Consider the following 13517-nt stretch of genomic DNA (forward strand, 5'->3'; position numbering starts at 1 on the left):
TATCTATGCCCACCCTCCACCACCTCCTCCAAACCACCCTCACCTTCCTCTTCACCCTCACCCTCTCTTTTGTCAGTGTATACATCCCTCAACCATACCACCAAGTCAACCACGCCGAAGCCGGAGTCGCCACCTTCAGTGGTCAGTTGATGGGTCTGGCCGAACAAGCCGTCAGTGCCGCCGCCAACGTGATGTCAGCGGCTATTGAGTCGGTCATCAGATTCAAGGAACTAGTCTGGGACCCCTTAGCCTGGAGTGTGGCCAAGGGCATGATCGCTGTCATGACTGCCAGTGTGGTCAGGTGGATCAACTCCGGTTTCCAAGGTTCCCCCGCCTTTGTCCAAGACCTGGAATACTACCTCTCCCGGGTTGGAGACCGAGTCTTTGGTGAATTCGTCAACGAACTCGGTATCGCCCCCTTTGTCTGCCGCCCCTTTAGACTTGACCTCCAAATCGCCCTCAACATCGGCTACCAAAGACACTACCGCGCCGGTTACCCAATTGGCGCCACCTACTGCAGCCTCGAAGGTGCTCTTGCCAACATCGACAACTTTGTTAACGGTAGCTTCAATGACGGTGGTTGGGACACTTGGTACACTGTCACCACCAGACCCAACACCTATACCCCCTATGGTAACTTCCTCTCCGTCAGTGGTGAAGCGGCTCTCAGAATCAACAACCAACAAGTTAACGCCACCCGTTTCCTAAACTTCGGTGACGGTTTCATGTCCAAAGCCATCTGTTCCCAAATCCCCATCATCACCGGCGGAGCGATTACCAGAGAACGTTGTGCTGTCTCTACTCCGGGACAAGTCATCAACCAAACTCTTAACCACCACCTTGGGGCCGGTCTCGACAGCCTCATCGCCGCTGATGAGATCGGTGAGATCATTGGTGCTCTGGTGGGCCAACTGGCACAAAAGTCCCTGGAAGGCGCGGCCGGACTCCTTGGTCTCTCTGGTGGTACCGGCTACACCGACCCTAGCTACGGTACCTCCTACCTGGATGCTGCTATTACCGAACAAACAGCCAGTTCTGCCGAAGCGGCTATCATCACCAACGCCAGCTCCACCAACGCCTACAACCAAGCGGCCAACCAAGCCGAACAACAAGGACAACAAAGAGCTGATAATGCACAGGCGGGAGCGGATAGTACGACGAATACTGGTAATACCGAACAACTATTGCAACAACTGATAGACATACTGGGAAGCGGAACTGTGATCACCCCAACTGACCCTAACACCACCACCCCACCAATTGGTCTTAGTGGTCCAATTGGACCGCAACCAATCACTGCTACTCCACTTTCCAGTGGTACCATCTTCGCTGCCCCTAATGGTTCCGGTACCGCTTGCTCTGAGGCGATGCCGTGTGATATTTGGACTGCAGCGGCTAAGGCCAAGGCGGGAGATGTGGTATTCCTTAGAGGGGGAACTTACAATATTACAAGGCGAATAACTATGGATAACCAAGGTACCGCCTCCAACCCGGTGATCTATGAGAGTTACCCAGGGGAGAAGGCGGTGTTTGATGGTAGTCAGCATGTAAAGGGGACTAATGTTTGGTTAAGAATCTCTGGCAAGTTTATCAAGTTGCGTAACTTAGAAGTTAAAAACATGCCAAGAGAAGGTGTGTTTATAAGTGGTACTGATAATATAGTCGAAGGTTTAAATGTTCATGGAAGTGGTCTGAGCGGTATACACATATTCAGTCCCTATGAAGCGTACCCTTATGGTCAATATGGCTCTAGAAACACAATTATTAACAATACTGTTTATGACAGTTCAGATGTAGGTCTTGCTTCTGGCGGTATTGGTAATGGAGGAAACGCAGATGGCATAAAGATTTCAAGTGGAGGTGATAACAAAATAAAGAACAATCTAGTATACAAGAACTCCGATGATGGTATTGACGCTTGGCGATCGACCAATACTTATATTGGTTACAATATTGTTCATTCAAGTGGTCTTGGAGATGGTGATGGTAACGGTATTAAGGCTGGAGGTAAGTCTCCTAGTTCAGGTACATATGTTGAACGAAATATATCATACTCAAATAAGTCAAGTGGTATTGATCACAACACAGGTGTTAATTTAACTTTTATCAATAATACTACCTGGAATAATCCTGTTGGTTATAGAATAGGTTCTGATACAAAAGCTATTAATAACATCGCAGCAGAAACCAGTATATTTGGTGTCGGTACCCAAACCAACAACTCCTGGCAACACTCCGATACTCTTCAGTTCATCAGTACCGACCCTAACTCACCTGACTTCTTAAGACCGACAGTTGGAGGAGGATTTGAGGATATTGGAGTGTATGGTACCGGTGGTGGTACTACTCAGACACCTACTCCACCAACCCCAACCCCTACTCCAATTGGTCTTGGTGGCCCAATCGGCCCACAACCAGTCACTGCTACCGCTCTAGCTAAAGGTACTATCTTTGCTGCCCCTAACGGCTCCGGTACCGCTTGCTCAGACGCTAATCCTTGCGACATCTGGACAGCAGTTGGCAAAGCGGGTGCAGGGGATGTGGTGTTCTTGAGAGGGGGAACATACAGGTTAAATGGTATTTTAGACATATCAAAGCACGGTACCGCATCAAACCAAACCCGATAACATTTGAAAGCTACCCGGGGCAGAAAGCGGTGTTTGATGGCAGTAATCATCCTCGTGGTGCTAATATTAAAATTAGAATTAGCGGTAGCTTCATTCATTTTAGAAATATTGAAATCAGAAATATGCCAAAAGAAGGTATAATGATTGAAGGTTTTTCTGGAACCCAAACAGCTGGTAACGACAATTTAATTGAGGGAGTTACCGTGCATAATAATGGATTGTCTGGAATACATGTATTTAGTCCTTACGATGAATATCCATATGGTGCCTTTGGCTCACGAAATGTTATACGAAATTGTACAGTCTATAGAAATTCTGATTATACTGGTGATCCTACTAGTGGCGGTAATGCAGATGGTATTAAGATATCTAGTGGTGATTCAAACCGTGTCGAAAACTGCATAAGCTATGAAAACTCTGACGACGGAATTGATGCGTGGCGATCTACTAATACTTACTTTGGTTATAATATTTCCTATGGAAACGGTATCAATAACCCAGGTCATGATGGTAATGGTATAAAGGCTGGCGGCATATCAGCGATTACTAATGGAACAATTGTCGAGAGAAACCTAATTTATAATAACCTAGGTTATGGTGGTATTATTCATAACAATGGTAAGGATCTGACATTTATAAATAATACTGTATGGAATAATGCGAATTATAGTATTGCTCATTCAAAAGAGGTGGTTAGTCGCAACAATATAGCTGTTGGACAGTTAGGGCCTAGTAATCCAGCGGTAGCTACCAACAACTCCTGGCAACGCTCCGGCACCGTAGAGTTCATCAGTACCAACCCAAGCTCACCAGACTTCCTAAGACCAACCGTCGGGGGAGGGTTTGAGGATATTGGGGTGTATGCGCAGTAGATACGGTAATTAATATAGAGTAAATAGTAGATAAGTAAAAAGAGCGCACCGCGCTCTTTTTACTTATTTACTTAACGTTCTCTACAATTCTTGCAAAAGCTTCTGGTCGGTCTTTTGCGATAGTGGCTAGAACCTTACGGTCTAGTTCAACATTTTTGTCCTTAAGTTGCTTTATAAAACGGCTATATTTTAGACCAAGAGCCATCAAAGCGGCGTTGATACGAACTGTCCAAAGGCGACGAAAATCATTCTTTCTATCCTTACGGTGGGCAAAAGCGTGTAGCTGTGCATGATAGATAGCTTCGCGGGCTACTCGCTTTTTCTTTGATCGTTGTAGACGATAGCCTTTAACTTCATCAAGAATATTGCGTCGTCTTTTCTGGGCCATTAGGCCTCCTTTTACTCGTGCCATATTATCTGTTTATTACTACTAAAATTTGAGATTACGCACCGGTCTTTGGTAGAAAACGGCGAGTAATACGCTTACTAAGGGTAAGAGTCTGGGCGCGTTTGCGGCGCAGGCGCTGCTGTCCGCTCTGGCGAGCGTTGAAGTGGTTTTGTCCGGGTTTACGAGCCACTAACTTACCATTTTTTGTCACTTTTATTCTTTTTGTGAATGATTTATTTGTCTTCATAATTTAATATCTTTGCTAGATTTGAAGTGACAGAACTATAGCGTATCTGAGCATCAATGTCAAAGCTTTTTCTAGCTTAAATCATCCCACCCTCAAGTAGGTCGTCCAGGCTCTTTTTCTTTGATTTTCCAACAATTTTTTCCTTGTTAGTAACTTCTTTTTTAGTATCAGCTTTTAGGACCGGTTTACTATTACCACCTTTTTGCCCAGCCATTCTTTCGAGTGTGATAGTGAAACCTTTAGGACTTTTTTTTATTTCGTCGGCTACTTTATATTCGGCTGGAATTATCTTTAAAAATCTGTCTAAACGCTCTTTGAGGAAGTTTTCTTCCATATATTTGTAGCGACCCCAGAGGAAGAGATCTATTTTTACTCTGTGTCCCTCTTCTAGCCACTCTGCCACCCGTTTAGCTTTTAGTTGTTGATCGTGTTCACCAGTACCAATTTTGACTTGAACACTCTTGGTCTCTGTGACATGGGACTTGGCCTTTACTTCACGAGCTTTTCGGCCGGTTTGATAGCGGTATTTACCAAAATCCATAATTTTAGCCACTGGAGGAGTCGCGTTTGGAGAAATTTCAATAAGGTCCAAATTGCGTGACTCGGCTTCTTTTAACGCTTCCGGCACACTCAAAACACCCAAGTTTTCACCTTCGGGTCCAACGACTCGCAATTCTTCAGCTCTAATAGCCTGATTGATACGAGTTCTATTTTTGTTGTAATTGGTGTAAGGTTTTGACAAGAAAATTTGGCTTAATGAATAATAATCTAGCTTTAACTGAGATGTGCCTTGTGAACTACTGATTTTTGCAGTACCAACGTCAGGCAACTATTGGTTGACAAACTTTACCATAATTGTCACTTTAAGCAACTACTTTTTAACAACATCATAGATATCGACATGCTGATAACTAATTAGGTATATACATCGGCTAATGGTGATACAATAAAGTTTAATATGTCTAGACTAAAGTCTAATGATGCTGAGACTGCAAAGCGTGCCCCGAGAAGGCAGGTCTCTAAAAAAACTACACCAAAAATCAAAAAGAAAGCAGTTCCTGCGCCAGCTCCCGCTATACCGATACCTAGGGTGGTTGAAGTTGATGGTGTTGATTCGACTTTTGAAAGAAAGGCTCCTACAACATTAGGAGTGTCAACCGGAAGTAAGTCTCGAGTTTCTAAAAGAGGAGTAATAATAGTTGCTGTGTTAATTGTTGTTCTCGGTGCAACTTTATGGATTGGTTTTTCGGATAAAGGCCAAATTGATGTTTCAGAAAAAATAGCTGAACGAAATGCTAAGATCGCTAGTGGTGATACAAGTTCAATAGAGGAGAGCCCTCGTGGTGGCAGTCAGGTTATTCCGGTTCAAAATACTACTCCGAGTGTTCCTAATGGCGGCTTGCGTGGGAGAGGAGTAGGTACAGCTAAGGTTAGTCAGCCACCGGTTGAGGATTCAATTGAATCTGCCAGCAGCACCGCTACTAGTACCGCAACTAGTACGGATGTTTCTACTAATGAAGAGGGTAATAGTACTTCAACTGAATCGGGTGCTACAGCCGGAGAAACTGAGGTGGTGAACGAGACTGGTGCGGATCAGGTTACTACTGAATAACATTCCATTTTTGTCAGTGTAATTTTTACGAGCCCTTCTCAGATCTTTTAGCTAAACAGGCAGTGCACTGACAATTAGCTCGACCAATGATTTCATCCAAATACCACTTGCCGTAGTTGTAAGTAATTTCATCTCCAACTTTAATTTTTTTAGTAGCGTATATAAAGATGTGTTCCTCCTTGTCGTCTATTTCTGGTTTGCTGTTTGGTTTACAGGAATGGTTTATATAACGAGCCAAGTTTTCCCGGCCCTTAGCATCAATTGTCCATTCGTCATTAAGCTCGAATAGATATTTACCGCCACGTCGGTTGGCTTCGTCTTCAGAAATTTTTTCACCGGTATACTCAATAATAAAATCACCTTTTTTAAAATCTCGATTAGCAAATAAACCAAGACCAGTGTTTGTTTTCTTTACATTTACGTCTATGTTTTCCATGATCTAAGTATTATAGTTCCTTGAGGTTTGTTTTTTGGATTGTTTTAAACAGGAAGAAAAAAATGCTGGCAATATTTTTGTTATCATTATCGGTATGAATCGGGTTCTTGAGAAGTACATTAGAGCAGCTGATTATTTATCAGCTGCCCAGATTTATTTGCGTGATAATTTTCTACTTAAAGAGCCGCTCAAGCGAGAACATATAAAACCCCGCTTGCTTGGACACTGGGGTACTTGTCCAGGAATAAACTTCACCTACGCACATCTCAACCGGGCTATCATTGAGCATGATTTACAAATGATGTTTGTGCTTGGTCCGGGACATGGCTTTCCGGCTGTGCAAGCCAATCTTTTTTTGGAGGGTACATTATCTAAATATTATAGTGATATTACTAAGGACAGTAACGGCATTGCCGAAATAGTTGGTCGTTTTAGTTGGCCGTACGGTTTTCCGAGTCATAGTAATCCAGAAGCACCCGGGGTGATTCTTGAAGGTGGAGAACTCGGTTATTCATTGTCGACTTCTTATGGTGCTGTTTTAGATAACCCTGATTTAATTGTTGCCTGTTTGGTTGGTGACGGCGAGGCAGAGACAGGACCGATCGCTACCGCTTGGCATTTAAATAAACTAATTGACCCAGCGACAAATGGTGCAGTTTTGCCTATATTACATCTCAATGGGTATAAGATTTCTGGCCCTACTTTCTTTGGTCGAATGAATAATGAGGAATTGGAAGCGCTCTTTAGAGGTTATGGTTATGAACCACACTTTGTTGACGCTTATACCGATGAAGATGTTCATGAGACTATGAAAGATACTCTTGATAGAGCCGTATCAGCCATTCGTTTTACTCAGCATTGTGCCCGAGAAGGTAGTCTGCACGACAATCCCCGTTGGCCGATGATTATCCTTCGGACTCCAAAAGGGTGGCATAGTATTGCTCAGATTCGTGATAAAAAAATTGAAGACAATCACTATTCACACCAGGTTATTGCTGATGGTGCTCTCCATAATGAGGAGGAGTTTGAATTACTTGAAAACTGGCTTCGTTCCTATAACTTTAATGAGCTGTTTGATGGTGAAAAATTTGACTCAGATATTGAGTCCCTAATACCAAGATCTGATCGCAGGATGGGGGACAATAAGCATGCTTTTGGTGGTGATCCCTACTATCAGCCACTCAATCTTCCGCAACTGACAGATTATGCAGTAAGTGCTACCTGTAGTTTGGATGACCCGATTTGTGGAGAGGTTAGCAGTATGGAAAAAATTGGTGCCTACCTTAGAGATACGATGCGTAACAATGAAGCTAATCGTAATCTTAGATTATTTTCTCCCGACGAAACTTACTCCAACAAGTTACAAGCGGTTTTTGAATATACTAACCGTACTTTTGTATGGCCGCACAAAGATTGGGACAGAAACCTGTCCCGAGACGGGCGTGTTATGGAAATGTTGTCAGAACACAGCCTCCAAGGTCTGTTGCAAGGCTATGTTTTAACAGGTAGGCATGGTGTGTTTGCTTCTTATGAGGCTTTTATACAAATTGTTTCCAGTATGGCTGATCAGTACGCAAAATTCCTAAAGATTGCGCGCGAGGTATCGTGGCGAGGGACGATTTCGTCTCTCAATTACATACTGACTTCAACTGGCTGGCGACAAGAACACAACGGCTTCTCTCATCAAAACCCTGGTTTTATTGATGGAGTTTTGCAGCGACAAGGCTGTTTTACCAATGTCTACTTTCCAGCTGATGCCAACACGGCCTTAGCAACTTTTAGGCAAATGCTTCAGTCTACTAAGGAAATAAATGTTTTAGTTTGTGCTAAACGACCGTTACCAATCTGGAGAACGGTCGAAGAGGCGGAAAAAGATGTTAGGGAAGGTATATCAATCTGGGATTTTGCTAGCGATGATGATCCTCACGTTGTCTTGGCGGCGGCTGGTGATTATCCGACACAAGAGGTGTTGGCGGCGATCAGTATTGTTCGCCGAGAACTACCGGATCTTCGTATGCGCTTTGTAAGTATTACCTCGCTATCAGCACTGGGTATGGGTAACTCAGAGTGTCGTATCTTAGCTCATTCTTTTGAGGATTACTTTACGGAGGATAAACCAATCATAATCAACTTTCATGGTTACCCGCAAACAATGAAGCAGGTATTGTTTGATTATGGTTGTGACGCTGGTCGGGTACGAGTTCATGGTTATGAGGAGTCTGGTTCCACCACTACCGCTTTTGATATGATGGTTCGTAATCGGGTTGATCGCTTCCATTTAGCTATGGAAATATACGCGCAGGCAGCTCATCAGGAGGTGACTGATGAGGAGACAGCCAGGCGTTTGACAGACTCCCTTCATGATAAGTTGGCTGAACACCGTACATATATTATTGAACATGGTGATGATCCAATCGAAATAGCAAATTGGGTATGGCATTCACGTTAATTGTAAATCCGGGCAGTTCCTCAAAAAAATTTGCTTTATACAAAGATGATAGTCTTTTAATAAATGCCTATGTTGAGGGAGGGGCTGACGGCTATTGTATCAGTACTTTTGTCAAAGGGGTTCAACATGAGCGCAAAAATCTAAATCGACATCTTTTTTTAGAAAGCTTGGTTGACTTTATAAAAACAGCTGAATCCTTGGGAATCATTACTCAGCGAGAAGAGATTACCAAAGCAGCGGTTCGGGTGGTGGCGGTCGGTACCTATTTTCAAGAACATAAAGAAATTTCTGATGAATATTTAAAAAAACTTCAGGCGCATGAAAGTGTAGCTCCGCTTCATATTCCTCATTTGTTGCAGGAGATAAAGGTTATTAAGAAAGAATTACCGTGGGCTAAATTGATTGGGGCGTCGGACAGTGCTTTTCATCGAACAATGCCAAAATTGTCCCGCAGTTATTCTTTGACAGATGAAGAAGCTGAAAAGTATGATTTGTTTCGGTTTGGTTTTCACGGGTTGTCAGTCTCGTCGGTTGTTCGTCGTACTCATGCTGTGACGGGCAAAGATCCGTTACGGGCGATTGTTTGCCACATCGGTAGTGGTGTTAGTGTTACGGCCGTAAAAGACGAACAAAGTTTTGATACCTCTATGGGATACAGTCCTGGTAGTGGTCTAATTATGGGTAGTCGAGCCGGTGACTTAGATGTCGGTGCGATGCTGTATTTGATGCAGTGTAAAAACCTAAAACCAATTGATGCCATAACTTATATGCAGACTCAAGGTGGGCTTTATGGTCTAACTGGTGAAAAAGACCTAAGGTTTCTACTTGAAAAAAGAGCACAAGGTGACACTCGGGCAGCTTTTGCGGTGGATAGTTTTGTATATCAGATCAGAAAGAAAATTGGTAGTTATATGGCGGCTTTGGGTGGGATTGATTTACTCATTTTCACTGCTACCGCTGGCGAACGGAGTCCGGTTTTGAGGGGGTTGGTCGTCGCGGGTCTTTCAGAACTGGGTGTGGAAATAGATGATGAAAAAAATGAGTTATGTGTCAGTCGAGATGGAATTATTAGTAAAATGGAATCAAAGATTAAGATTGCGGTTATAAAGACTGATGAAGCAAGCGAGATTAATTTTGTTAGTAAGGTTATTTAATAATCTAGCTAAAATTAATTGATGTTAAAATAAAACATGTCTCGAAGAACAAAAAATAAATACCCATTATTTGCACTTGCAGAAGCCGCTCTTGCTTTTTTGATTTTGTTTTCAATTTTGGTTGCACTTGTTTTATTTTATGATTTTTCAAATACCAACCTTGGCGTTCTATCATTCATTTTGGCGCTAACGGTCTCTGTTTTGATTGCCAAAAGTATTTATGATTTGGCAATGGAAGGAAGGCAAACATCAAGTGATTTTGGTTTACACAAAAACAGTTCTTCCAATACTCTACTTACTGAAGTTTATGACCGGAGCGTGGTAGCTTATTTGCTTCTCAATAAGCAAGGGAAGGTCGTTTCGGCTAACAAAGCAGCGGCTCGGCTTTTGGGGAGGTCATCTACTGCATTAAATGGAGCTTCTTTTTTTTCTTGTATCAATACAAGTCGGACCGAACATTTGATTTTACTAAAGGAGAAGTTTCGGAATGGAGTGGTGGTAGCTGAAGAAGAGATCGAAATCAGTCATGGCGCCGGATCCTACTGGGCACTACTATCTATATCATCATTAAAAAAGGAATCAGGTGAAAATCTAAGTTTGGTCACCTTACTTGACATAACTAGGCAAAAAGAAATTGATCTTGCTAAATCAGAATTTGTGTCTTTGGCTTCTCATCAGCTGCGTACACCAATAGCGGGTATGCGCTGGAGTGCTGAGTTGTTACTTATGGATGGGGCTGAGTCTCTGACCAAGCAACAGCAAAGGTATGTTGGGCGGTTGCTTTTGAATGTCGAGCGAATGGGAGATCTAGTTGACGACTTCCTACAAGTATCGAGGTTTGATTTAGGAACCAGAGTCATTCAGCCTGAGGTGGTAAAAATTCACGACCTGATGGATGATATTTTAAGTGAGCAAATAATTGTTGCCAATGGCAAGAATATTAAAGTTAAAAAAGAGTATGATGCTGATGTGTCTGAGGTTGTTACCGACAAGCAGCTCTTACGTATGATAATAACTAATATATATTCCAATGCACTACGCTATTCCCGTAGTGGCGGTGTCGTATCAGTTGCTTTTCGGCGCGAGAAAGACAATTTAGTATTCTCTGTTGAGGATACCGGAATCGGTATACCGCTAGTTGATCAGCCAAGGATATTCACTAAGGTTTTTAGGGCCAGTAACGCTTCGCGTGAAGTACCAAACGGGACTGGGCTCGGATTGTATATAGTGAAAAAAGCAGTCCAGGTTTTACGGGGTCGTGTTACCTTTGTTTCAACCGAAAATGTAGGGACAACTTTTACTGTAGTTATACCAATTGCTTTATAAAGAGTAGATGGTAATAGAACCTCAGTCCGAAGTATTATCTTGATTGGTGTTCAGTTTTCTCTCGATATTAGAAACGATGTCTTTAATACCGCACCTCGACTTATGGATGATATCTTCTTCAGCGATATTTAATTCTGGCGCGGACTCGGAAGAGAAATCAGAGGCGGTCAAAAAGAGTACCTTAGCTGTTTGGCCCCAAGTATCAGTCAATAATTTTTTTAGTAATTCTACACCATCCATATCTGGTAGTCGCAAATCAAGTAGTATCAAATCTGGTTTTTGGTGCAAAGCTGCCTCCAACCCCTCTTTGCCTGTTAAGGTTTTTAGGGTTCTATATCCTTTTAGGGTCAATATGTCTTCCAGAGAGTCGGCTAGATCAATTAAGTCTTCTATAATTAAAATAGTTTTTGGTACCATACTTAAATAAGTATACATTAATATGGGTGACGGGTACAATTAAGTGATTTTTTGCAAATAGGATAGTTCCAAAAACAAACTATATTTTGAGGTGGGTATAGACATTTACCATTATTCCAAATCAGAGTAAAATAGTGCGATATGAATAAAAAAACATTAGTGTATACGTTGGTAGTATTGGTAGCTGTGCTTTTGGTCGGTTACTTTTTTGTAAAGCCTATGTTGCAGGATCGTACAATAGTAACTGATACTATGCAGAGGATTGATAACAAAGATTTAGATTTTTCATTCGCTTTTCCAAGTGGTGAAGGAGCACTGACTTCAATTGAGTCAACACCGGAACAACTAGCTGGTACTCCATTACAACATATGTACGTCTTAATGGAAAACAAGGCTTATCTAGAATTTCAATCGGCTCCGTCTGGTCAGATGAAGACTCCGCCAGCCATCAGTGTGTTGGTGTTTAATGAGACAGAAGAAGATCAAACCGCTGCTACTGGAGCCCCCACTGCTTATGACAAGATTCGACTTTGGGCCAATAAGAACGATGGCTACACTAATATTAGTTCAGCTAGAGATGGTGTTGAGGAGCTAAAGATTGATGGTGTACCATCTGTTAGGTATGCAAACCAAGGCCTATACAAGCAGAATGTTTCAATTGCTCGCACTGGTGGCAGGTTTTATTTGATTGTTGGTCAGTACGAAACCGAGGGTGATTATCTCAGTACAGTTTACCAAGATTTGATAGACTCAATCATCTTTGAATAATTAAATTACGTAGAATATAAAACCGAAAACACACCCTAACTAATTGGTTTAGGGTGTGTTTTAATCTGTTCTTGCGTTTAGTAGTAGACTAAGATCGGTTGTGTTTACTTTGCCGTCTTGGTTAAAGTCAAATTGCGAATTGTGGCCAAGAAACTTAGACATAAAAATACTGATGTCAGCGAGTCCAATTTTGCCATCATCATTTAGGTCATAATTTGGTGTTTCTTCAAGAATTGTAACTAGGCTGTTTTTGTCTTCTTCTTTTCTGTCAGAGCCTAGGCTTAGGTTTTTTGACTGGGTTTCTAGTGAAATGTCGGTAAACAGGGCATCGATCGTCGGAGCTAGCTTAAGCTCAGAGCCAAAACCATCATGGGCCAAAACCATGGCGTTAACTATTTTTACTTCGGCTTGGCCAATATTAATCGGGACAAAAGTAATGGTGAGTAGAGTGTCTTTACCGATAAAGCCACCGGGCTTGGTGGTGCCACCAGCGAAGTTGATTGTTCCATCACCATTTTCATACCAAGGTTTCGTAACCCATAAGTCAGCAATAGATGTATTGTAATCTATAGAAGCCACCTCTAGTACTTCATTATTGAATTCAATTAATCCACTGTATGCGTTGGCGTTGGTACTGCTCTCAACTACTACTTGCACCGAAAAAGGTTTGTCAATTACTGAGACAGCTTTATTGGGTTCAAGTGCTATTGATGCTACTGGCTGGTCTGTTGTTGTAACAACGGCTGTCCAGACACCAATTAACCCGAGAATTGCAGCTCCTACTAGAAGTTGAGCAAGATTTGTAGATATCATATCATTTAGTATTTAGATAAAATTAATTCTAAATTACATGGTACTTTGTTTGTTGAAGATTAACAACTCTATTATGCAGGTGATATACATGTGCTATTATTCCTATATATGTTTTTCTTTAGCAGTAAACCAAAAAGAGTAACGAAGGAGGAGTGGGAGAAGATAAGAATTAACCTTTACGGAAAATTAGACGAAAGAGAGCGAAATGAATTAGAAAAATTTTTCCGGGCCGACTTATACGAAGAAGGAAGAGAGTCCGGCATCACCAGAGCCGAGTTTGAGGCGGGGATGGCGTGGCTCCGGGCCAACCCGCGTAAGCATGAGTTTGAGGAAAATGATTTGGAGCAAATCGAGAAGTACTTTGAGGAACACCTTAAAGATTAATTAATATTTTAAGGGTAAATATTA

The 13517-nt window shown here is 42.2% G+C and carries 14 protein-coding genes; 8 read left to right on the forward strand and 6 right to left on the reverse strand.

Features of this window, described 5'->3' with window-relative positions; genetic code table 11:
- The first annotated feature begins 5 nt into the window (after positions 1–5).
- Together H6779_03775 and H6779_03780 are read left to right on the forward strand one after the other, a co-directional pair.
- Positions 6–2627, forward strand: coding sequence for a right-handed parallel beta-helix repeat-containing protein (locus H6779_03775; protein ID USN87506.1), 2622 nt, complete (start codon positions 6–8; stop codon positions 2625–2627).
- A gap of 122 nt (positions 2628–2749) precedes the next feature.
- A complete protein-coding gene (locus H6779_03780) occupies positions 2750–3499 on the forward strand; it encodes a right-handed parallel beta-helix repeat-containing protein (GenBank protein ID USN87507.1) in 750 nt (249 codons plus the stop codon).
- 67 nt (positions 3500–3566) lie between these two features.
- Here H6779_03780 and rplT read toward each other — a convergent pair whose 3' ends face one another.
- The 3 genes from rplT to infC all read right to left on the reverse strand — a co-directional run bounded on the left by rplT (position 3567) and on the right by infC (position 4963).
- Positions 3567–3911, reverse strand: coding sequence for a 50S ribosomal protein L20 (gene rplT / locus H6779_03785; GenBank protein USN87508.1), 345 nt, complete (start codon positions 3909–3911; stop codon positions 3567–3569).
- Between the two features lie 31 nt (positions 3912–3942).
- Positions 3943–4134, reverse strand: a complete 192-nt coding sequence (locus tag H6779_03790; protein ID USN87509.1) for a 50S ribosomal protein L35 — start codon at positions 4132–4134, stop codon at positions 3943–3945.
- A 76-nt stretch (positions 4135–4210) separates the two neighbouring features.
- On the reverse strand, positions 4211–4963 hold the full coding sequence (infC, locus tag H6779_03795; GenBank protein USN87510.1) for a translation initiation factor IF-3: 753 nt from the start codon (positions 4961–4963) through the stop codon (positions 4211–4213).
- Positions 4964–5092: 129 nt separating this feature from the next.
- Between infC and H6779_03800 the strand changes: the two genes are divergently transcribed.
- A complete protein-coding gene (locus H6779_03800; protein ID USN87511.1) occupies positions 5093–5746 on the forward strand; it encodes a hypothetical protein in 654 nt (217 codons plus the stop codon).
- Positions 5747–5771: 25 nt separating this feature from the next.
- Here H6779_03800 and H6779_03805 read toward each other — a convergent pair whose 3' ends face one another.
- Positions 5772–6182, reverse strand: a complete 411-nt coding sequence (locus H6779_03805) for an SET domain-containing protein (GenBank protein ID USN87512.1) — start codon at positions 6180–6182, stop codon at positions 5772–5774.
- A 94-nt stretch (positions 6183–6276) separates the two neighbouring features.
- Between H6779_03805 and H6779_03810 the strand changes: the two genes are divergently transcribed.
- Genes H6779_03810 through H6779_03820 form a run of 3 tightly spaced genes read left to right on the forward strand, consistent with a single transcriptional unit; the run spans position 6277 to position 11111 of the window.
- The gene (locus tag H6779_03810) at positions 6277–8631 is read left to right on the forward strand and encodes a phosphoketolase family protein (protein ID USN88301.1); all 2355 of its coding nucleotides are present in this window, start codon (positions 6277–6279) and stop codon (positions 8629–8631) included.
- Entirely contained in the window at positions 8616–9785 is a 1170-nt protein-coding gene (locus H6779_03815) for a hypothetical protein (protein USN87513.1), read from the forward strand. The genes H6779_03810 and H6779_03815 overlap by 16 nt, the downstream gene beginning before the upstream one ends.
- A gap of 36 nt (positions 9786–9821) precedes the next feature.
- On the forward strand, positions 9822–11111 hold the full coding sequence (locus H6779_03820; protein ID USN87514.1) for a PAS domain-containing protein: 1290 nt from the start codon (positions 9822–9824) through the stop codon (positions 11109–11111).
- Positions 11112–11132: 21 nt separating this feature from the next.
- Here the strand turns inward: H6779_03820 and H6779_03825 are convergent, their stop codons facing one another.
- Positions 11133–11528, reverse strand: a complete 396-nt coding sequence (locus H6779_03825) for a response regulator (protein USN87515.1) — start codon at positions 11526–11528, stop codon at positions 11133–11135.
- A gap of 141 nt (positions 11529–11669) precedes the next feature.
- On the opposite strand from H6779_03825, the gene H6779_03830 reads away from it, so the two are divergent.
- Positions 11670–12296: a hypothetical protein gene (locus H6779_03830; protein USN87516.1), complete on the forward strand. Its 627-nt coding sequence runs from the start codon at positions 11670–11672 to the stop codon at positions 12294–12296.
- A gap of 60 nt (positions 12297–12356) precedes the next feature.
- Here H6779_03830 and H6779_03835 read toward each other — a convergent pair whose 3' ends face one another.
- Entirely contained in the window at positions 12357–13109 is a 753-nt protein-coding gene (locus tag H6779_03835) for a hypothetical protein (protein USN87517.1), read from the reverse strand.
- 108 nt (positions 13110–13217) lie between these two features.
- On the opposite strand from H6779_03835, the gene H6779_03840 reads away from it, so the two are divergent.
- Complete coding sequence (locus H6779_03840) at positions 13218–13493, forward strand: hypothetical protein (GenBank protein ID USN87518.1); 276 nt, start codon at positions 13218–13220, stop codon at positions 13491–13493.
- Positions 13494–13517 lie beyond the last annotated feature (24 nt).

The sequence above is a fragment of the Candidatus Nomurabacteria bacterium genome (assembly GCA_023898525.1).
GTDB lineage: Bacteria > Patescibacteriota > Minisyncoccia > Phycocordibacterales > UBA918 > OLB19.